The organism is Rahnella sp. CFA14(1/10) (assembly GCF_004195095.1).
In the GTDB taxonomy this organism is placed as follows: Bacteria; Pseudomonadota; Gammaproteobacteria; order Enterobacterales; family Enterobacteriaceae; genus Rahnella; species Rahnella perminowiae.
In genome coordinates this window covers 201,874-222,418 of the sequence record NZ_SEWS01000006.1, presented here as the reverse complement: position 1 = coordinate 222,418, position 20,545 = coordinate 201,874, and the positions used below count along the sequence as shown (strand labels likewise).

Here is a 20,545-nt window from a genome sequence, read left to right as displayed (position 1 = left end):
ACAATAAAATATGCTTGCGATAATATCGTGCGCTATATATATTGGCGACATGAACATGAAAACAGATACCGACCCGACACAAAACCGCATGCTGCATCTGGATCAACAGATGTGTTTCGCGCTTTATTCTGCGAATCTGGCACTGCATAAGGTTTACCGTAAGTTGCTCGGGCAGCTCGGGCTCACTTATCCGCAGTATCTGGTGATGCTGGTGCTGTGGCAACGTGATGAAGTCACGGTGTCGGAAATTGGCGAAAAACTGTTTCTGGATTCAGCGACCTTAACGCCGCTGTTAAAGCGCCTCGAGGCGGCAGAGCTGCTGGTGCGTCAGCGCGCCAAAGCCGACGAACGTCAGGTGATTATTTCTCTCACCGCTGCGGGTAAGATGTTGCGCGAAAAAGCGCAGGGTATCCCCGAAGCCATTCTGTGTGCGACAGAATGCGATGTCGGCGAAATCGTGGCGCTGAAACAGCAGCTCGAAGTATTACGGGCTAAGCTTCAGGATAAAGCGTAAGTCTGAGTGCCGTATGAAACAGACGATTCCGCAAGTGCTTCTTCGGACTGTCGGATAGTATTAATAAAGTAGTGCGCGATTAAATAGTTTAAAACTAATAAGTGTTTATCACCGATAAGGAACGAAATATGTCTATTGAAAAAGTTGTGTATCGTGCTCATGCATCCGCGACCGGTGGCCGTGATGGCCGTGCGACTTCCGATGACGGCGTTCTTGACGTCAAACTGGGTGTGCCAAAAGAGATGGGCGGCATGGGGGGCGGTACTAACCCTGAGCAACTTTTTGCTGCCGGTTATTCCGCCTGTTTCCTTGGTGCACTGAAAGCCGTGGCCGCGCAGGAAAAAATTAAGATCCCGGCTGACGCTAAAATTGAAGGTGCGGTAGGGATTGGAGCCATCCCTGGCGGCTATGGTATTGAAGTGCAGCTTGATATTACCCTGCCGGGCTTTGAGCGCAGCGAAGCCGAAGCGCTGGTGGCTAAAGCACATCAGGTGTGCCCGTACTCCAACGCGACCCGTGGCAATATCGACGTCACGCTGAACGTTAAATAGTGTTCTGATCCACTCCACAACGCCTTCACCAGGGGAATGTTGTGATGTATCAAAACAAAAATCTCAGGAGGCTCCGGCCTCCTTTTTGCTTTTTCCGTGTGTATTCCCTGACAAACAGAAAACATTCAAAAAAAATTGATGTCGCCGGACAGGCATAACCCTTCTGAACGCCATATACACCTCATTCTCAGCATAATCTGTGAACCAGTCCGCTATAAACATGTCACAATGATTCCAAATCTTTCAAAATACGTTAGGAAAGTTACTTTTCATGAATAGAGTGAAGACTCTATCGCAGCAAAATATCTCTTTATTGTTAGCGATTTACATTGGCATTTTTTTGAATGTCTCTGTGTTCCAGCGCCGCTTTGCTGCATTGGTCAATCATTTCACATCAGCTGAACTGGTGCAGGCCGTCACTGAAGTCTGCGCCATCGTCTTATTCACCTTCTTTGTTCTGCGTCTCCTCTCACTGGGCGGGCGGCTGTTCTTCCGCGTTATCGCCAGCTTGCTGGTGCTGATTTCCGTTGCTGCCAGTTATTACATGGTGATGTTCAATGTGGTGATCGGTTACGGCATCGTGGTGTCGGTGATGACCACTGATATCGATCTGAGCAAAGAGATCATCGGTTATCACCTGTTTATCTGGATGGCGCTGGTCAGCGCAATCCCCCTGTTCCTCATCTGGAAAAACAATCTGCGCTTTACACTGATTGAGCAGATGAAAACGCCGGGACAGCGAGCGTTGCCTTTAACTGTGCTGCTGGCGGCGGCATTGCTGGTCTGGTTGCCGCTGCGTTCTCTGGATCACGCCCAGAGCGTCAATGAGAAGAAAACTAACGTGGATCTGCCGAGTTATGGCGGCGTGGTCGCGCACTCCTATCTGCCCTCTAACTGGCTGGCTGCACTGGGTTTGTACGCCTATACGCAGGTGGATGAAAGTCAGGATGCCAGCCATTATTTTGATCCTGCAAAAGAATTTACTTATGTGCCACCCGCCGGTATTGATGACACCTATGTGGTGTTTATCATCGGTGAAACCACCCGCTGGGATCACATGGGGATTTTAGGGTATGAGCGCGATACCACGCCGCGCCTGTCCAAAGAGAAGAATCTGGTCGCGTTTCGCGGGACATCCTGCGATACGGCCACTAAGTTGTCACTGCGCTGTATGTTCGTGCGTGAAGGCGGTACGGCGGATAACCCGCAGCGTACACTGAAAGAGCAGAACATATTTGCAGTGATGAAGTCGCTGGGCTTCACCTCTGAGCTGTTCGCGATGCAAAGCGAGCTGTGGTTCTATAATAATGCTGACACCAATAATTTCTCCTTCCGCGAAATCATCGCCTCGGAAAAGCGCAACGATGGCAAACCGGTGGATGACATGTTGCTGGTCAATGAGTTACAGCAATCACTGGCAACGCATCCTAAAGGCAAGCATCTGGTGATCCTGCATACCAAAGGCTCGCACTATCTGTATTCCCAGCGCTATCCGCGCAGTTACGCACGGTACACACCGGAGTGTAAGAGCAATACCTGCACCAAAGCGGAACTGATTAATGCCTTCGACAATAGCGTGTTGTATACCGATACCTTTATCGACAACGTGATTGATCAGTTGCGTGATAAGAAAGCGCTGGTGTTTTACGCCTCGGACCACGGTGAATCTATCGATGAGAATTCGCATCTGCACGGTACACCACGCGAGATGGCACCGCCGGAGCAGTTCCGCGTGCCGATGATGGTATGGGCTTCGGATAGCTTCCTTGAACAACCGGACCATAAACTGGCATTTGAGCAGTTACAGGCGCAGCAACGTGTGGGCGCAAAGAAACGCCATGTGGAGTTATTCGATTCAATTTTGGGCTGCCTGGGCTACACCTCGCCAGACGGTGGTATCAATCCGGCGAATAACTGGTGTGCCAAACCTCAGGCAGAACAGAAGTTGTAGGTCATTTTGGCGGCGTATCGGATAATTTCTGGCCAGTCAGTTCGGATGTTTCAAAAAGCCATTGACGCTCCCAGGGGGTCGCAGTAAGATGCGCCCCATTCGGCGAGTAGCGCAGCTTGGTAGCGCAACTGGTTTGGGACCAGTGGGTCGGAGGTTCGAATCCTCTCTCGCCGACCATTTTTGAAAAACCTGCTTTTAAAGCAGGTTTTTTTTCGCCTGTAGTAAAGAGGATGAGTTTGAAGAACCTGCTTTTAAAGCAGGTTTTTTTTCGCCTTTTTCCGCCTGCAATTTATGAGCCAGAGTTTAAAAACCCTATAACATATTGGTTTCAATTCCTGTCCACCCGCCACCGGCTTCATGCCGGAAAAACAACCAAAAGCAGTACGCAAAATCATCTGCACCATCATCGTGCAATTGCGCTATTTTGGGGTTTTTTAAGGGTGCTGGCTCAACGGCTTTCACTGACGGGTCGACGCCGTTTGCTGCACTTCTCAGCATTTTCCGCTGGTTTCCACCCCTATCTCAAAAATAACCGTTCATATATTCATCATTTAGCCAGAAATTTTTAGGGTTTTAAAATGGGTGAAACCCCCGTGAATATTCTTTTATAAAGGGGAATGTGTGGTTATTCCGTGCTCAGACTGAACATTCATCCTGATTTGGTTAACAAAATGTTTTTTTATGTTTGTTTGTTGTAACTCACAGTCTGTGTAAATGCCTGATGGTTATATTGACGTCAAGGAAAGGAGTTGCCAAATTGATAGCCCCAAGGAAGACCAGTGATTATTTCCGGTAAGATTTTGTAAAGTAATCTTTACACTTCGAAGGAAAAAAATGGCAGTTCACCATGCTCTGGTTGGACTATTGCAGCGCACGAGCAAACACAGTCACCCGCAAATAAAAACAAAGGGTGACGTGAGCTGTATACACAACACACACATCCACATCACCATTAATCGATGGAGCAGAAGCGATGACAATCTCTTTAGGTAAGTCGGGGCTACTGAAATTCAGTATGGGCCTGATTGCGCTGACCGTTGCGGCCAGTGTCCAGGCAAAAACATTAGTGTATTGCTCCGAAGGTTCACCTGAAGGCTTCAACCCTCAGCTGTTCACCTCAGGCACTACGTATGACGCAAGCTCCGTACCTATCTACAACCGTCTGGTTGAATTCAAGATCGGCACCACGGAAATCCAGCCGGGTCTGGCTGAGAAGTGGGACATCTCTGCTGATGGTAAAACTTACACCTTCCATCTGCGCAAAGGCGTGAAGTGGCAGGACAACAAGGAATTCAAACCGACCCGTGATTTCAATGCGGATGACGTGATTTATTCCTTCGAACGTCAGCTGGACAAAAATAACCCATACCACGGCGTTTCTGGCGGCAGCTACGAATACTTCGAAGGTATGGGCATGGGTGATCTGATCAACAAGATCGTCAAAGTGGATGACAATACCGTGCAGTTCGTACTGAACCGCCCTGAGTCTCCGTTCCTGGCCGATCTGGCGATGGACTTCGCTTCTATCCTGTCTGCGGAATACGCTGACAACATGCTGAAAGCGAAAACGCCTGAAAAAGTCGACCTGGATCCGATCGGTACCGGTCCGTTCCAGCTTGTGCAATATCAGAAAGATTCACGCATCCTCTACAAAGCCTTCCCGGGCTTCTGGGGCACCAAGCCGCAGATCGACCGTTTAGTCTTCTCCATCACGCCTGATGCTTCCGTGCGTTACGCGAAACTGCAGAAAAATGAATGCCAGGTGATGCCATACCCGAACCCGGCTGACATCGCGGCAATGAAGAAAGATAAATCCATCAACCTGATGCAACAACCGGGTCTGAACGTGGGTTATCTGTCCTTCAACGTTGAGAAGAAACCACTGGATGAAGTGAAAGTGCGTCAGGCACTGACCATGGCTGTGAACAAAAAAGCCATCATCGATGCGGTTTATCAGGGGGCTGGCCAGCCTGCTAAAAACCTGATCCCACCGACAATGTGGGGCTACAACAAAGATATCGTTGATTACCCCTATGATCCGGCTAAAGCCAAAGAATTGCTGAAAGAAGCAGGTCACCCAGATGGCTTCACTATCGATCTGTGGGCGATGCCTGTACAGCGTCCGTATAACCCGAACGCACGTCGTATGGCTGAAATGATCCAGGCTGACTGGGCGAAAATTGGCGTGAAAGCCAACATCGTGACCTACGAGTGGGGCGAATACCTCAAGCGTGCGAAAAACGGTGAGCATCAGTCTGTGATGATGGGCTGGACCGGCGACAATGGGGATCCGGATAACTTCTTCGCTACCCTGTTCAGCTGTACTGCTGCCAAAGACGGTTCCAACTATTCCCGCTGGTGCTACAAGCCGTTTGAAGATTTGATCCAGCCAGCCCGTGCTGAATCTGATCACGCCAAACGTGCTGCGCTGTACCAACAGGCTCAGGTTGTGATGCATGACCAGGCACCTGCGCTGATCATCGCTCACTCCACCGTGTATGAACCTGTTCGTAAAGAAGTTAAAGGGTATGTCGTAGATCCGCTCGGCAAACACCACTTCGAAAACGTCTCAATGGAATAATTGACTACTGAGCGCACAGGGAGCTGCGTTGTGCGGTGCTCGCAATTTTCGCCTACCTAATGGTATGTCTCAATTGCTCTGCTCCTCCGCCTTGCTCGCTGAGCGCTCACTACGTCTTTTAGTTCAGCGATATAAAGTTTTGTGAGCTATCAATAAGCCCGGCGAGCTACGGTTCGCCGGGCATTTTATACAGAGAGTACGGGATATGTTGCAGTTCATACTCCGACGTCTGGGGTTAGTTATCCCAACGTTTATCGGCATTACTTTGCTGACTTTTGCCTTCGTACATATGATACCAGGCGACCCGGTCACCATCATGGCAGGCGAGCGCGGTGTTTCCCCCGAGCGTCATGCCCAGCTGATGGCAGAAATGGGGCTTGATAAGCCTCTTTATCAACAATATTTCCACTACGTGAACGGGGTGCTGCATGGCGACCTGGGCACGTCCTTAAAAAGCCGCACCCCTGTCTGGCAGGAATTCGTACCGCGCTTTAAAGCGACACTGGAACTGGGCATTTGCGCGATGATTTTCGCGATCATTGTCGGTATTCCGGTGGGTGTGCTGGCGGCGGTAAAACGGGGATCGATATTCGACCACACGGCCGTGGGGATCTCGCTGACCGGCTATTCGATGCCGATATTCTGGTGGGGGATCATGCTGGTCATGCTGGTCTCGGTGCAGCTTAATCTGACGCCCGTCTCAGGTCGAATAAGCGACACCGTCTTCCTGGATGACAGCCTGCCGCTGACCGGTTTTATGCTGATCGATACGCTGTTCTGGGGCGAACCGGGTGATTTCGTTGATGCCGTGATGCACATGATTTTACCGGCCATTGTACTGGGTACCATTCCGCTGGCCGTGATTGTGCGTATGACCCGTTCTTCCATGCTGGAAGTGTTGGGTGAGGATTACATCCGTACCGCGCGCGCCAAAGGCGTCAGCCGCATGCGGGTGATTGTCGTCCACGCTCTGCGCAATGCGTTGTTGCCGGTGGTGACCATCATTGGTTTGCAGGTCGGTACGCTGCTGGGCGGCGCGATCCTGACCGAAACTATCTTCTCCTGGCCGGGACTCGGCCGGTGGCTGATCGACGCACTCCAGCGCCGCGACTATCCGGTCGTGCAGGGCGGGGTGTTGCTGGTCGCTACTCTGATCATTGTGGTTAACCTGCTGGTAGATGTGCTCTACGGCGTGGTCAACCCGCGTATTCGCCACAAGAAATAAGGGGCGCACAATGTCTCAAACCACTGAGCCGGTCGCTAATGAATTAGTGACGGCTGCGCCAGTGCCGATGCCGCCGATGCGCGAATTCTGGCATTACTTCAAGCGTAACAAAGGGGCCGTTGTTGGCCTGGTTTACATCATTATCATGCTGGTGATCGCGATTGGTGCAAACGTGATCGCTCCGCATCTGCCTGCTGAACAGTTCCGTGACGCGCTGCTGCGTCCGCCGGTCTGGATGGAAGGTGGCAGCTGGAAATTCCTGCTGGGCACTGACGACGTGGGCCGCGATATTCTGTCGCGGCTGATGTACGGCGCACGTTTATCGCTGCTGGTCGGGTGTCTGGTGGTGGTGCTTTCTCTGATCCTCGGCGTAGTGTTCGGTTTGTTTGCCGGCTACTACGGCGGTGTGGTTGACGCCATCATCATGCGTGTGGTCGATATCATGCTGGCCTTGCCAAGCCTGTTGCTGGCTCTGGTACTGGTGGCGATTTTCGGCCCGTCGATTATCAACGCCTCGCTGGCACTGACGTTCGTCGCCTTACCGCATTATGTCCGCTTAACCCGCGCGGCGGTGCTGGTGGAAGTCAACCGCGATTACGTCACCGCTTCGCGCGTGGCCGGTGCCGGTTCTGCGCGCCAGATGTTCGTCAATATTTTACCTAACTGCTTAGCGCCGCTGATCGTTCAGGCATCGCTCGGCTTCTCCAACGCCATCCTTGATATGGCAGCGTTGGGCTTCCTCGGTATGGGCGCACAGCCGCCAACGCCGGAGTGGGGCACCATGCTGTCGGACGTCTTACAGTTTGCTCAAAGTGCCTGGTGGGTTGTGACCTTCCCCGGCGTGATCATTCTGCTGACGGTGCTGGCATTTAACCTGATGGGTGATGGCCTGCGTGATGCCCTCGACCCTAAACTTAAGCAGTAAGGGGTTGGAGATGGAAACAACATTAACGAATGATATTCAGGTCGGTAAAACGTTGCTGACCGTAGATAAACTCTCCGTGCACTTTGGTGACGAAGGGACGCCGTTCCGCGCCGTAGACCGTATCAGTTACAGCGTAAAACAGGGCGAGGTGGTCGGGATTGTCGGCGAATCCGGCTCCGGTAAATCGGTCAGTTCACTGGCGCTGATGGGGCTGATCGACTTCCCCGGTAAAGTGATGGCGGAAAAACTGGAGTTCGGTGGTCGTGACCTGCAAGGCATGAGCGAAAAAGAGCGCCGTCAGATTGTCGGTGCCGAAGTCGCGATGATTTTTCAGGATCCGATGACCAGCCTCAATCCGTGTTACACGGTTGGTTTTCAGATTATGGAGGCCATTAAAGTACACCAGGGCGGCAATAAAAAGACCCGTCGCCAGCGCACCATTGATTTGCTGAATCTGGTGGGCATTCCGGATCCGGCTTCACGACTTGATGTCTATCCGCACCAGCTTTCCGGCGGCATGAGTCAGCGTGTGATGATCGCGATGGCGATTGCCTGTCGGCCAAAATTACTGATTGCCGATGAGCCGACCACCGCGCTCGATGTGACCATTCAGGCGCAAATCATCGAGTTGCTGCTCGACCTGCAACAACGCGAAAACATGGCGCTGATGTTGATCACCCATGATCTGGCGCTGGTGGCCGAAGCCGCGCAGCATATTATCGTGATGTATGCCGGGCAGGTGGTGGAGTCGGCAAAAGCCACGGAAATTTTCCGTGCGCCACGCCATCCGTATACGCAGGCGCTGCTACGATCCCTGCCGGAATTTGCGGTGGATAAAGCCCGTCTGCAATCCTTGCCGGGTGTGGTGCCGGGCAAGTATGACCGTCCGAACGGCTGTCTGCTGAATCCGCGTTGCCCGTATGCAACCGACCGTTGTCGTAAAGAAGAACCTGCGCTGCGTGACCTCGCAAACGGGCGTCAGTCGAAGTGCCATTATCCGCTGGATGATGCCGGGAGACCTACTTATGAGTCCTGATAACACCCAACCTCAGCCGCTGTTGTATGCGATTGACCTGAAAAAACATTACCCGGTGAAGAAAGGCATCTTCGGCCAGGAACGTACCGTGAAGGCGCTTGACGGCGTTTCTTTCACTCTCGAACGCGGTAAAACGCTGGCGGTAGTGGGAGAGTCCGGCTGCGGGAAATCCACGCTGGGCCGCCTGCTGACTATGATTGAAGTGCCGACCGGCGGTGAGCTGTATTACCGCGGGCAGGATTTACTGAAACCTGACGCCACGGCAGAAAAGCTGCGTCGTCAGAAGATCCAAATCGTGTTTCAGAATCCGTACGGATCGCTCAACCCGCGTAAGAAAGTCGGACAGATCCTCGAAGAACCCTTGCTGATCAACACCAAACTTAGCCGCGAAGAACGTCGCGAAAAAGCGCTGGCAATGATGGCGAAAGTGGGCTTGAAAACCGAGCATTACGACCGGTATCCGCATATGTTCTCCGGCGGTCAGCGTCAGCGTATTGCTATTGCCCGCGGTCTGATGCTGGATCCGGATGTGGTGATCGCCGATGAACCGGTTTCCGCACTGGATGTTTCCGTGCGTGCGCAGGTGCTGAACCTGATGATGGACTTGCAGCAGGATTTAGGGCTGTCTTACGTTTTCATCTCGCATGATTTGTCCGTGGTGGAACATATCGCTGATGAAGTGATGGTGATGTATCTGGGCCGCTGCGTGGAGAAGGGGCCGAAAGACGCCATCTTCAGTAATCCGCGCCATCCGTACACCCAGGCCTTGCTGTCTGCGACGCCTCGCCTGAATCCTGATGATCGCCGTGAACGCATCAAACTGACCGGCGAACTGCCAAGTCCGCTGAATCCGCCAGCCGGTTGTGCGTTTAATGCCCGCTGCCGCCGTGCGTTTGGCACCTGCAAACAGTTCCAGCCACAGCTGAAACAGTACGGCGATCAGCTCGTCGCCTGCTTTGCCGTCGATCAGGATGAAACCGGCACAACGCAGACTGTTGCCGTAAATCAGTAGCCTTGCTGACATCTCACTGAAAAATACAAGCCCGCGAAATGGACTGCAGTCCAAAAGCGGGCTTTTTTGTGGGGGATTTTCACGATGAAAACTCTTATTAATGCAACTCAGATCAACAACAGATTAAAAAACGCGAATAATATTACCCTCCCTGATAGCACTAATTATCTGACTATTTGGAAAATAATATATATAGATAGATGATATTTATTTCGTGAATGATTTGTTCAGTTTAATGATTAATATACATTCAGCACGTCAATTAAAAGGAATTATGATGTCGCAAATCAGATTACCTGCTGTGATAAAAATGGCGTTTACTATATCGCTATTTTAGATGTAAATGATGGTTTTAAAAAATTCTCTGAGGCAGATTATACATCCTGGCATTCATTTTCCAGAGATGATCTCATTTGTTTCGATGAGATAAAATCAGAAAGCAGATGCATAGAAAAAAATGTTCTTATGGAAATAACGGCTGGGACAAATGGGAAAATAGGATATATTTTCGATGGTGAATATATTAATTAAAGGTCTACACATAATAAAAAAGGCCAGTCAGATTTCCCTGACTGGCCTTCATATTTCAAAGGGGATTATTTACCCTTTATGACTCGCCCACCAGCTCAGCAATTGCAGGCAGGAAGAGTAGTAATCGTCTTTCGGGGCCAGGTTCGGGCTGATGGCGGCAGCGTTGGCCATGGTGAAATCGCGCACGGCTAATAATCCCGGCGACATGTTGTAGCCCGCTTTGGTGCCGGTCATCACGTCAATCCAGGCCGGTGTCGCGTCGCGTGGGGATTTCTGCCACCACAGAATGAACGGTGCCATCTGCGGGCTGCCCGGATGCGCCCAGCCGAGGTACAGCGGGATACGCACAGCGTCGTAACTGAAACGCGTTGGCCAGCGGCTGGCGGGTTTCAGGGTGCCATCGGCCTGCAGCTCGACCCAGTCGGTCGGCAAGCGGAAATCACCGAACGCCATTTTGCTGAGCATCGCCGTGCTGCTTTCATCCAGATCTTTCCATACCTTTAAATGACTGTGCGCATAAAACGCCTGCCAGGCCGGGAAGATGAAATAGGACGGATTGACGGTCACGTTGCTGGTCTGATTGAAGCCTTTTACGCCCGGCAGCATCACTTTGTAACCTGCATAATCAATCACATTGTATTTGATCAGCGCGGCTTGTAATTTTTCAGAGGCTTTGGTGTAACGGGCATCGTTCCACTTGTCGCCGGCCAGCAGTAACGCCCACGCCATCAGCGTATCGCCATCAGAGGCGTTGTTGATATCTGCCACATGCGGGGTGCTGTTCGGGTCATAACGCCACGAATAGAGGCCGATATCTTTACGGTAAAGGGTGGTGTTTGCCCATTGCCAGAGTTTGTCGAAGGCAGCCTGATCGTCATTAAATACCGCGAGCAGCATACTGAAACCCTGACCTTCGGTGTGACTGACGTTTTTATTGGCTGTATCAATGATTCGCCCGTCTGGCATCAGAAAGCGACTTTTATAAGCAGACCAGCCGGCTTCCTGCGCCATTACAGCGGAACTGAAAAACGCGAAAATAAGGCTGAGCCACAGCACCAGGCCGTAGCGCCGAAATAACAACATAGAGATTCCTTACAAACCATTTTGATAACGGAAAACGAACGCACCTTCCGGCGTGATTTCCTGCCAGCGCAGCGGAACATAGGGTTGCCCGCCTTGTGATAACAACCACTCAGCATACAGTCCTTCAAACAAGGAGATGAGCGCGATGGACCACAACTCATCATCCTGCCCCTGCGGTGAGACCGGCCAGGCAATGTGCACCAGCGCCAGTTGTTGTTGTGTCGCTTCCAGCTTCACCACTCCCCAGTCGAAATGCCTGAGGAGTTGATTGATATTGTCTTCCAGCTCGCCAAGTGTCGCAGAACCCGGCAACGGATGCTGACGTGCCAGATTGTTGCCCATCAGGGTCAGAAAACGGCGCCCATCTTCGTCATCGGCGGACGCCAGAATACCTGAAAATAGCACCTGCACCAGGCTTTGCCAGCCGGGTGTGGTATGACGCTGTCGATAATATTCCTGCGCGACCTGTGAATAGCTATGTTCTTGCATGGTTTTATCTCACCGCGATTAATTTTGACCCATCAGATAACGGAAGTAGACCTGCGCTTTACTTTCGTTGTAATCACCGAAAGTATCGTAGCCAACCTGTCCGCCAATCTGCATGCTTTTGTTCAGGTGATAATTGCCGCCCACGCCGGCATTCCAGCCGATACCGTTTTGCGTTTTGCCGCTGTAGTAGGCTTCAGTGCCATAGCCTGCCGCCACCAGATCTTCCAGCTGTTTCTGTAGGTCCGGATTATTCGGGAAGTAGGCGCTCTTATCCTGAGAATAAGACTGATAACCCACCGCACCGGACAATTTAAGATCCCAGTCGTCATACTTCTGGGTGTATTCCACCGGGAAGGAGACACTGACATAGTTTTGCGGGCTGAAGTAACCGCCCTGACCGAAGCTGTAATAACTGAGGTTTTTGTCGAAATCCATGTAACCGACGTTGATGCCGGTTTTCAGTTCACGATCGTCATAACGGAACGGACGGACATACAGACCGGCATTGGCGTTCACCGATTTGTTGCTCTTCACGTTATTACCCAGATAGCTGTAATAACCCGCTTCGGCGTAAAAACCGGCGTCGCCGTCATCGTATGACAGATTGACACTGCCGCCGTTTTTAGTGACCTGGCCCCATTCTTTGCCGCTGTAATTATCTTTAGTGCCGACGTAGGACAGAATACTGTCAGTGACGGCCCGACGTTCAGCGGTCACGCGCAGAGTGGTGAAGTCAGTCAGTTTCGGTGCCCATTGCACGCCACCGACCAGCGAGTTCAGATCCTGCCCGAGTGGCGTACTGCCGACATCGGCTTTATAGCTGTCACCGGTCAGTGCGGCGTTAACTTCCACGCCTGTCGCGCTTTGATTACCGGCTTCTGCTGCACTGTAAGTTGTTGGATCAATGCTATTTATTGTGCTGTAAGCAGAGCATGTCGCAGCATCACCTGTGGAAGCACATGCTGTGCTGAGGTCGTTAGGCGTTATGCTTTTCCTCAATTCGGCCAGGCTTAATGTAGGATCCAGACCGGCCGCTGCGGCTGCGGCAGCCACATCTTTCTGCGCTGATTGCGCCTGTGACAGCGCACCCTGACCAAACCGGGTATTGCCGGTGCCGGACGGGCTGCCTGCGCTGAGGGAAACCGGCGTGACGCCGATACTCAGACGCGAGGTATCAAACGGCACGAAAGCAAAGGTCATCGGCGCTTTGGCTTCGGTCAGCTGGCTGAGGCCGCTTTCACCGTCACGGCCACGAATCGACATATCACCTTGTGCCCAGGTCGCGGTTTTGCCCTGTAAATCGTCAAGCATGTCGTCGATCTGTTTTTCAGTGGCATTACGCTGTGTCACCGCCGTCGGTGCGGTGGTTGCTACCGGAATATTCCCCGGGGTGGAGACTTGGTCCGATACCTGCCATGGCAACACGGTACCGTATGAGGATTGTGTCGCCGGACGCGAGGCCGAGGTACGCGTTGAGCGGTTGATGAACGGGTTGTCGCTGATCTGCAATCCCGCGACCTGTGCCGAACTGTCTGTGCCTTCCAGACCAATCATCTTCCCCTTCGCGGACCGCAATAACGCCAGCGCCTGCTGATGATCGCCCTGCGCTTCGGCGACGCGCGCTTCGAGTAACAAACGGTCCGGCGTACGCGGTCCGTGCAGGCCTTCCATCAGTGTTTTCGCACGCTGGTTATCGCCTTCACCCAGCGCAACGTTGATCGCACCGACACGCGCATCCTGCGTAGGTGTATCGTTACTCATCAGGTAGTTATAGACCTGACCGGCTTGTTTATTGAGTTTGCCTGACTGATACAGGCGCGCCATCGCCAGCATCAGGTCACGGTTTTGCGGATCCGCCTGCAACGCAACGACCAGCTTATCGTAGGCTGCCGCGTACTGACCCTGTTCGCGCAACTGGTCAGCCTGATTGATCACGAAACCGTCACGCAGGCTCGCCAGTGCGGTCGGGGAGGTGCCGGACTGGATTTGCGGATTTTGCAGGAAGGCTTGCGCCTCGTTGCTCAGGCCAGCCTGATTCAGCACGCTGATCTGATCGGCGTAATCCCCGGCATTGCCGTTGACGCCCTGACGCATATTCTGGCGGACCAGCTGCACTGCCAACGGAAGCTGACCGGACGCCGCGAGATTTTTCGCCAGTGCACCGACATCCGCCGGTGCTCCGGGAGGATTCTGTGCCAGTGCGCGCAACGTATTGGATGCAGCGGCAGTATTACCCTGTTGCAGATAGTTTTCCGCATCCGCCATTTGCGCATTGAAATTGGCGCGTTGTGCCAGTTCACGCATACCCTGATTCTGGCTGCTACGTGGAATACGTGAGAGCAGGGCATTGGCGGTGGACCAGTTTTTGGTTTCTGAGGCGAATAAGGCTGCTGCGTATAAATCGGCAGAAGATGCACCCGGACGCGAAGAAGGCGCCATGAGCGACTGCGCCTGCGCGGTCTGCCCCTGCGATTGCAGGATGCGCGCCATATCCAGTTTCACCCAGACATTAGACGGCTGACGTTCAAGGGCCTGCTGAAGAATATTCAGTGCACGCTGCGGATCGTTGCTCGCCATGGCTTGTGCAGCCTGACGACGCATTGGCTCGATAACATCCGCCACGGTTGGCGGATTCATCTTGGTCTGAATGGCCGCTGGCAGCGTCTTCAGCACCTGATTAGCTTCGGCGGTTTTGTTCTGCTGACGCAGCACGTAATACAATCCGGCGCGGGCATCGGCGTTATCGCCCAGTGCACTGTATTGTTGCTCGGCGCCAGCCAGATCGCCTTTCCGGCGCAGAATATCAGCACGCAGCAGGCTGGCTGACTGACCTTTTTCGCCGCCGACCTGCGTCAGAGGCGTGACGGCAGCCAGTGCGGCATCGTAACTGCCGGAACCTGCGGCCTCTTTGGCTTTCGCTAACTGAGCATAAAACGCGGAATCCTGGGCCTGGTTGCTCAGCTGGGCGCTGTTCGGGCCACCTTGTGCGGCGGCTTTGCTCAGGTATTGTGATGCCTGCTCAAAATTACCGCTGCGCTGAGCGATATAACCCAAACCTGCCAGCGCATCGGCGTCGTTCGGGTTATCGGCCAGCACGCTTTCAAACTTAGCTTTCGCGCTGGTGACATCGCCACTGTTGAGTGCGGTGAAGCCCTGACCTTTTGCCGCGCCGCCAATGTTTTTCTGGAAGTATGCCATCACGCTGGTATCGTTCGGGTGACGCGCCTGATAGCCCTGATATAAATCACGGTCGTCTTCCTGCGGCGTCATCCACAGCAATGCCTGACGCAGTGAACGGTCCGCTTCGGTGCTGGAACCGGCCATGGTGCTCAGCAGTTTGATGCCGTCGCGGCGGGTTGATTCCTGATAAGTGAGCACCTTGCCCAGACCGAGACGCGCCTGCGTGTCGTCAGGACGCGAGGCAACGCGCTGTTGCAACCCGGCAATTGCCTGCGGCTGGAGCGACTTATCACCCGCCATGGTCAGATAATATTCAGTCACCAGACTGTCTGGCGGCTGGTTGCCGTTAAAAATGGTACGGTACGCCGAAAGTGCACCGCTGACATTGCCCTGCGCAGCCATCTGACGGGCAGAAGCTAACTGAGCCGGCGGAATTGACTGCATGGCTTTAGCGCTGTTGAGCGATGCCAGACGCGGATCGTCGGGCGAGACGGCGGCCAGTTTTTCACGCCACTGATTGGCTGCGGTTTTATCCCCGCCCTGCATGGAATACAGCGACATCAGGTACAGCGCCTGCACGTTGTTTGGCTCAACCAGCAGCACTTTCTGTAAGGCATTTTTTGCCAGATCATCATGAGCACGCTCATGCCAGTAAGCGGCCTGATCGAACAACGCTTTCATAGCAGGATTGGCGGTATCCGCTGCCAAGGTGGCAGCACTAAAACTTGCTACTCCGGCGATCCCTACCAGATAAATAGCCCTGATCACCGCCAGGGACAGTTTATGTTTTTTCATTTTCCAGCTCCGGTAATCGCCAGAGAGTCGCCGCCCGATATCGGTGCGATCTTCATTGTTTTTGTTATAAAGCCGATGCTTTTCATTTCTGACCCAGTCGTTTGGCCGCATGACGACGCAGGACGACGAACAGGCTCAGGCCAATCACCAGAGAAAGCAGGGTCGCAATCAATGACAGGATCACGATGTGGTTGCTGGCGTACCACAGCACCATCATGTACCACGGCATTTGCCCGGTCGGAAATTGCTGGCCGACTGAGAAGCTGCGGATGCCATTTTCATCGGTAATAATTGCCAGGTCACCCCGCACATTGGCGTTGATTTTGGGTGATTTCAAATCGTTATGGATTTTCAGCAACTGCTGATCGTCCGTACCGGTTGCCAGCACGACCACATGATCGGCAGACCAGCGCGAACGGTAGCTGACGAAGCCACGCCATGCGCCGGTTGAGGACAGATAACGGTCTGCATCGACCGGCTGGCGGTACCAGTCACCGGTCAGCCAGGCGACAACGCGCTGGATATCGGTCGGCGTTTTTACGCCCATCGCACCACCGTTGATGCTGAAAGGGGAATCCGCGAGTAACTGTTGAGTAAACGAGGTGTCGCCCAGCGTGGCGACGGCCAAAACATCGCGGTCAAACAGCGGATTATTTTGTTCATCACCTTTCAGACCAAAGGCCACCTGTACATGATTCACCGGCATGCCTGTGGCTTTACCGGCGCGGGAGGCCAGGTTGAGCAACGTATGGACTTCATCTGCCGTCGGCGCTGGCGGCAGCAACATCAGGGTATCGGAGAAGTCAGCCAGTTTGGAGTACGGATAAGATGCACCGACGAAATACGACAGGTTTGGTAACTGGGCAAAATGGTAGCTTCCGCTCAGATCGATGAAGGATTTTGGATCGATACGGCTCTTGATATTATCGCTGGTCAGGATGCCGCACGGCGCCTCTTTTTTCGGCTTGATATCAAAATAGAATTGCAGCTGGTTGTCACCATAAATCAGGTAGGGCGCGAGTTGCAGCGTATAACGTTCCTGACGGCTGTCACCGCCAAGGCGACGCCAGATGTTTTCCACCAGACCCACTTTGTTGACGGTCAGGCTGCGCAGGAAGTTGCTGTTAATGGAAACGTTGAGTCTTGAGTTATCTTCATCAATCCAGTTTTCCGTCGGGAAACGGTAATCAATGCGCACCGGAATATTGTGTCCGTCCCACATGAACAGATCCGGCGCAGCGCGGAAAGCTACCTGAATGCCGTCGTGATAAATGCCGTTAGAAATCAGCGAATCCGGATCTTTACCCGCCAGTTCGCCCAGCGTCACCGGGCGGGAAGTGTCAATCCAGCGCGGCGCGTCATACAGTTTGCTGGTTGGAATAGTTTGCTGGGCCACATCCAGATGATCGACGTTGTTCGGCATACCGCCGCTGATCAGGCGATACGCGGACTGACGCAGTTCGTTATCATCGTTGCCGAGCACCAGCAGCAGTTTGTAGACCGGATTGATCGGATTATCGATAATCTGAAGCGAGGCACCCTTGCTCGCCGGCAAGGTCAGCGAACCTATTTTATCGCCCGGCTTGCCAAACAAAATGCCGTTCTGATCCGGCAGGTCGTTAAGAATGACCGGAAAATCTATGCTGCGATAATCGGACAACATGCCGAGATAAGAAGAGACTATCGCCGCAGCGCTGACATCGCCAGGTTTCATAGACGCAGAGAAACCCAGGGTAATTTTGGATTCCTGCATCTGCAGACCATCAAAGAACGGACGCGGGAAGTTACCCAGATTCCGGCCAATATTCAGTTGCTGACCTTCCAGCCCGATGCTGGTGGTCGGCAAAATAGTGACCCAGTATTTATCTGACTGATCTTTCTCGCAGGTCATGGTGTTGCTGTCATGTACGCGGAAGCTCAGGTTGTTGTTGGATACCACCATTGCCGACGGAATATCGAGATCGTAAACGTCGCCGCCGTTGCTGCTCTGGTTCAGTGGCAGGTTACCCAGCGGCTGGCCGTTGAGCATCAGTTCCAGCGTGGTATCGCGGGCAATCAGCGCCGGAGAAATTTTCAGTGCCAGCGACAGGTGCGCGTTGGTCACCACTTCATCGGCGGGCAGGGTGAAAATGATACCGGACTGCAACTGACCCCCGCTGAGCGTCAGGCCGTTTGGCTGGCCCATTTCGGCAACGGTGATATTGCTGGTCACCGGCTGAACCAGTGGCATCACCGGCGCAGCGGCAGAGGCATCAGGTATCGCCGTGCTGTTATTCACCGGTGTGGTATCAGTCTGCGGCGTATCCGCAGCAGGGGCTGGCGTGGCATCACTGGCGGGGGCCGTTTCACCCGGTACCGGCGTGACCGGCGGTAGCCATGACGGCGCGGCTGGCAGGCTGGTGGCCGGATCAACAGCCGGTGCCGGCGCGTCTTCCGCCTGCGACAATGGCAGGCTGCTGAACATCAGCAACAAACCGGCAGTGATTTTTCTGAACAGGGATACACTGCGCGCAGCAGATAAACGGCACTTAATCATCAGGTTATAAGATCGGTTCATGCTGCTTCACTCTTGCTGGCGGCGTCAGCGGGTTTATTTTTAGCACGGCGCTCCTTCCACGTGTTGTAGAACAACTCGAACACGCAACGGATGATGCTTAGCAGGGATTTAAACGGGTTATCCGGCGGGTATTCTTCACCAATCCAGGCGTCAGCACGGCATAAGACCACGCGCACCAGTTCACGACGTTTCGATAATGGCAGATTTTCAAATTGCAGACGTAACCGCGCTTTGTCTCCGCTGATTTGTGTCACCGGGAAACTTTCCGCACCGGAAGACAACTGAATTTCCACTTCTTCAATTTCTTCATCCAGATAGCGCACGTCCGGCGTCACCAGCTGCACGCCGCCCATCGACATATCGATAGTGGTTGTGCGCAGTGAAATACCATTGGCGTAGTGAATAATCGCTGGGATCTCGACATCAATACGGATCGTTTTGCGTACCTGACGGGTTTCTTTCGCCACGGCAATCGCTGCCAGCAAAATCAGCACACTGAAACTGCCCCAGGCGATATTCAGCGCAATAACGCTGGGATCGATGGCAAAGTAATCATGAAATACGGCGCGTACGATGCCGTATCCAATCCCTGCAAGCATCATGAGCGCGACTATCAGGTGAGGTTTGACGATGTTGAAGTCGAAGAAACCGACATCCAGCAAACCGCCTTTATCCGTCACGTTAAACTTGCCGCGTTTTGGCGCGAACATCGTCACCAGCGTGGGCAGGATCAGGTGGAAGGCCATGACAGTTTCGTAAATTTCACCCCAGAAGGTGTAGCGGAAACGGCCGTTCATACGGGAGTTAATGTACAGCGACATCACCAGATGCGGCAGCGCGTAAGCAAAAATCAGGCTGGCAGATGAGGAAATGATGTTCAGATTAAACAGCAGGAATGCCAGCGGTGCAGTCAGGAACACCACGCGCGGCAAACCAAACTGGAAGTGCAGCATGGCGTTCAGGTAGCACAGGCGTTGCTGCCATTTCAGGCCGCGGCCGAGCAACGGATTATCCACGCGGAAAATCTGCGTCATGCCGCGCGCCCAGCGGGTACGCTGAATAACGTGCAGCCCCAGGCGTTCAGTTGCCAGACCGGCTGCCAGCGGGATATCCAGAAACGCGGTATTCCAGCCACGACGCTGCATTTTCAGCGCCGAGTGCGCATCTTCGGTCACCGTTTCAACCGCAAAACCCCCGACTTCTTCCAGGGCCACACGGCGGATAACCGCACAGGAACCGCAGAAGAATGTCGCATTCCAGTTGTCGTTACCTTGCTGAACCGGGCCGTAGAACAGGGCACCTTCATTCGGCATGGTGCGGCCAGCGGACAGGTTACGTTCAAACGGATCAGGCGAATAGAAATAGTGTGGCGTCTGGATAAGTGCCAGACGCGGATCTTTCAGGAAGCTGCCGACCGTCGCCTGCAGGAAAGCGCGGGTAGCCACGTGGTCACAGTCGAATACGCAAATCAGCTCGCCTTTGGTGAGTTTCATCGCATGGTTCAGGTTGCCGGCTTTGGCGTGGGAGTTGTCATCACGCGTAATATAACCCACGCCTGCATCCGCAGAGAACACCGCAAATTCGTCGCGTTTACCGTCATCCAGCACGTAAATTTTGATTTTGTCTTTCGGATAATCGATGCACTGCGCCGCCAGAACGGTATCTCGTACTACATCGAGGCTTTCGTTATAAGACGGAATATACACGTCGACGGTTGGCCACAGCGTGGTGTCATCCGGCAACGGTTCGATGGTGCGTTTTAATGGCCAGGTCGTTTGCAGATAGCCCAGCAATAAAATTAGCCAGACATAGAGTTCGGCGAGGAATAATCCAATCCCTAAAATAGCTTCTATTGTTGAATTGAAATGCAGCGTTTCTGTCGCACGCCAGTAAATATAACGCGTCGACATCATGATGGACATGATGACCATCACCACGCTAATCCTGCGGCTTTTACTGATGCCAAGCAAAAATAAAAGCCCGATGCTGATCAGGCCAAAAATGTACTGCTTCTGGCTGTCCATCGGGGTAATAATGATCACTGCTGCCACCGGCAGCAACAGAAGCACAAGGAAAGAAAACAGAAATTTATTCATCGCTTTTGGGGTCGCTGTT

At 53.1% G+C, this 20,545-nt stretch carries 15 protein-coding genes and 1 tRNA gene; 11 read left to right on the top strand and 5 right to left on the bottom strand.

Going from position 1 to position 20,545, the window contains the following annotated elements:
- Positions 1 to 55: 55 nt before the first annotated feature.
- From EVX52_RS13955 to EVX52_RS25760, 11 genes are all read left to right on the top strand, one after another.
- Entirely contained in the window at positions 56 to 514 is a 459-nt protein-coding gene (locus tag EVX52_RS13955; protein ID WP_129991514.1) for a MarR family winged helix-turn-helix transcriptional regulator, read from the top strand.
- A 128-nt stretch (positions 515 to 642) separates the two neighbouring features.
- Complete coding sequence (locus EVX52_RS13950; protein ID WP_013573432.1) at positions 643 to 1,065, top strand: organic hydroperoxide resistance protein; 423 nt, start codon at positions 643 to 645, stop codon at positions 1,063 to 1,065.
- A 271-nt stretch (positions 1,066 to 1,336) separates the two neighbouring features.
- Positions 1,337 to 3,016: a kdo(2)-lipid A phosphoethanolamine 7''-transferase gene (eptB, locus tag EVX52_RS13945; RefSeq protein ID WP_129991513.1), complete on the top strand. Its 1,680-nt coding sequence runs from the start codon at positions 1,337 to 1,339 to the stop codon at positions 3,014 to 3,016.
- Between the two features lie 100 nt (positions 3,017 to 3,116).
- Positions 3,117 to 3,193, top strand: a tRNA-Pro gene (locus EVX52_RS13940).
- A 59-nt stretch (positions 3,194 to 3,252) separates the two neighbouring features.
- Entirely contained in the window at positions 3,253 to 3,585 is a 333-nt protein-coding gene (locus EVX52_RS13935; RefSeq protein ID WP_129991512.1) for a hypothetical protein, read from the top strand.
- Positions 3,586 to 3,989: 404 nt separating this feature from the next.
- Positions 3,990 to 5,597 (top strand): dipeptide ABC transporter periplasmic-binding protein DppA, encoded by a 1,608-nt coding sequence (gene dppA / locus EVX52_RS13930; RefSeq protein ID WP_129953955.1) that lies wholly within the window; start codon positions 3,990 to 3,992, stop codon positions 5,595 to 5,597.
- 205 nt (positions 5,598 to 5,802) lie between these two features.
- A complete protein-coding gene (gene dppB / locus EVX52_RS13925) occupies positions 5,803 to 6,822 on the top strand; it encodes a dipeptide ABC transporter permease DppB (protein WP_129953953.1) in 1,020 nt (339 codons plus the stop codon).
- 10 nt (positions 6,823 to 6,832) lie between these two features.
- On the top strand, positions 6,833 to 7,747 hold the full coding sequence (gene dppC, locus EVX52_RS13920) for a dipeptide ABC transporter permease DppC (protein ID WP_129953952.1): 915 nt from the start codon (positions 6,833 to 6,835) through the stop codon (positions 7,745 to 7,747).
- Between the two features lie 10 nt (positions 7,748 to 7,757).
- Positions 7,758 to 8,783 carry a dipeptide ABC transporter ATP-binding protein gene (dppD, locus tag EVX52_RS13915; protein WP_129953950.1) on the top strand — a complete coding sequence of 342 codons (1,026 nt, stop codon included), beginning with the start codon at positions 7,758 to 7,760 and terminating at the stop codon, positions 8,781 to 8,783.
- Positions 8,773 to 9,795 (top strand): dipeptide ABC transporter ATP-binding subunit DppF, encoded by a 1,023-nt coding sequence (gene dppF, locus EVX52_RS13910; protein ID WP_129953948.1) that lies wholly within the window; start codon positions 8,773 to 8,775, stop codon positions 9,793 to 9,795. Before dppD ends, dppF begins: the two co-directional genes overlap by 11 nt.
- Positions 9,796 to 10,056: 261 nt before the next feature.
- On the top strand, positions 10,057 to 10,326 hold the full coding sequence (locus EVX52_RS25760) for a DUF943 family protein (protein ID WP_129954178.1): 270 nt from the start codon (positions 10,057 to 10,059) through the stop codon (positions 10,324 to 10,326).
- 69 nt (positions 10,327 to 10,395) lie between these two features.
- On the opposite strand, the gene EVX52_RS13900 is transcribed toward EVX52_RS25760, so the two are convergent.
- The 5 genes from EVX52_RS13900 to bcsA form a co-directional block, all read right to left on the bottom strand.
- Positions 10,396 to 11,409 carry a glycosyl hydrolase family 8 gene (locus EVX52_RS13900; RefSeq protein WP_129953946.1) on the bottom strand — a complete coding sequence of 338 codons (1,014 nt, stop codon included), beginning with the start codon at positions 11,407 to 11,409 and terminating at the stop codon, positions 10,396 to 10,398.
- Positions 11,410 to 11,418: 9 nt separating this feature from the next.
- Positions 11,419 to 11,898 (bottom strand): cellulose biosynthesis protein BcsD, encoded by a 480-nt coding sequence (gene bcsD / locus EVX52_RS13895; protein WP_129953944.1) that lies wholly within the window; start codon positions 11,896 to 11,898, stop codon positions 11,419 to 11,421.
- Between the two features lie 18 nt (positions 11,899 to 11,916).
- Positions 11,917 to 15,873, bottom strand: coding sequence for a cellulose biosynthesis protein BcsC (locus tag EVX52_RS13890; protein WP_129991511.1), 3,957 nt, complete (start codon positions 15,871 to 15,873; stop codon positions 11,917 to 11,919).
- 82 nt (positions 15,874 to 15,955) lie between these two features.
- Positions 15,956 to 18,430: a cellulose biosynthesis cyclic di-GMP-binding regulatory protein BcsB gene (bcsB, locus tag EVX52_RS13885; protein ID WP_129991510.1), complete on the bottom strand. Its 2,475-nt coding sequence runs from the start codon at positions 18,428 to 18,430 to the stop codon at positions 15,956 to 15,958.
- Positions 18,427 to 20,526, bottom strand: coding sequence for a UDP-forming cellulose synthase catalytic subunit (gene bcsA / locus EVX52_RS13880; RefSeq protein WP_129991509.1), 2,100 nt, complete (start codon positions 20,524 to 20,526; stop codon positions 18,427 to 18,429). The genes bcsB and bcsA overlap by 4 nt, the downstream gene beginning before the upstream one ends.
- Positions 20,527 to 20,545: the final 19 nt, after the last annotated feature.

Excerpts from the sequence above, each read along its gene's own strand:
- EVX52_RS13955 (WP_129991514.1), top strand. The coding sequence starts at position 56 with ATGAAAACAGATACCGACCCGACACAAAACCGCATGCTGCATCTGGAT.
- EVX52_RS13950 (WP_013573432.1), top strand. The coding sequence starts at position 643 with ATGTCTATTGAAAAAGTTGTGTATCGTGCTCATGCATCCGCGACCGGT.
- eptB (WP_129991513.1), top strand. The coding sequence starts at position 1,337 with ATGAATAGAGTGAAGACTCTATCGCAGCAAAATATCTCTTTATTGTTA.
- dppA (WP_129953955.1), top strand. The coding sequence starts at position 3,990 with ATGACAATCTCTTTAGGTAAGTCGGGGCTACTGAAATTCAGTATGGGC.
- dppB (WP_129953953.1), top strand. The coding sequence starts at position 5,803 with ATGTTGCAGTTCATACTCCGACGTCTGGGGTTAGTTATCCCAACGTTT.
- dppC (WP_129953952.1), top strand. The coding sequence starts at position 6,833 with ATGTCTCAAACCACTGAGCCGGTCGCTAATGAATTAGTGACGGCTGCG.
- dppD (WP_129953950.1), top strand. The coding sequence starts at position 7,758 with ATGGAAACAACATTAACGAATGATATTCAGGTCGGTAAAACGTTGCTG.
- dppF (WP_129953948.1), top strand. The coding sequence starts at position 8,773 with ATGAGTCCTGATAACACCCAACCTCAGCCGCTGTTGTATGCGATTGAC.
- EVX52_RS13900 (WP_129953946.1), bottom strand. The coding sequence starts at position 11,409 with ATGTTGTTATTTCGGCGCTACGGCCTGGTGCTGTGGCTCAGCCTTATT.
- bcsD (WP_129953944.1), bottom strand. The coding sequence starts at position 11,898 with ATGCAAGAACATAGCTATTCACAGGTCGCGCAGGAATATTATCGACAG.
- EVX52_RS13890 (WP_129991511.1), bottom strand. The coding sequence starts at position 15,873 with ATGAAAAAACATAAACTGTCCCTGGCGGTGATCAGGGCTATTTATCTG.
- bcsB (WP_129991510.1), bottom strand. The coding sequence starts at position 18,430 with ATGAACCGATCTTATAACCTGATGATTAAGTGCCGTTTATCTGCTGCG.
- bcsA (WP_129991509.1), bottom strand. The coding sequence starts at position 20,526 with ATGAATAAATTTCTGTTTTCTTTCCTTGTGCTTCTGTTGCTGCCGGTG.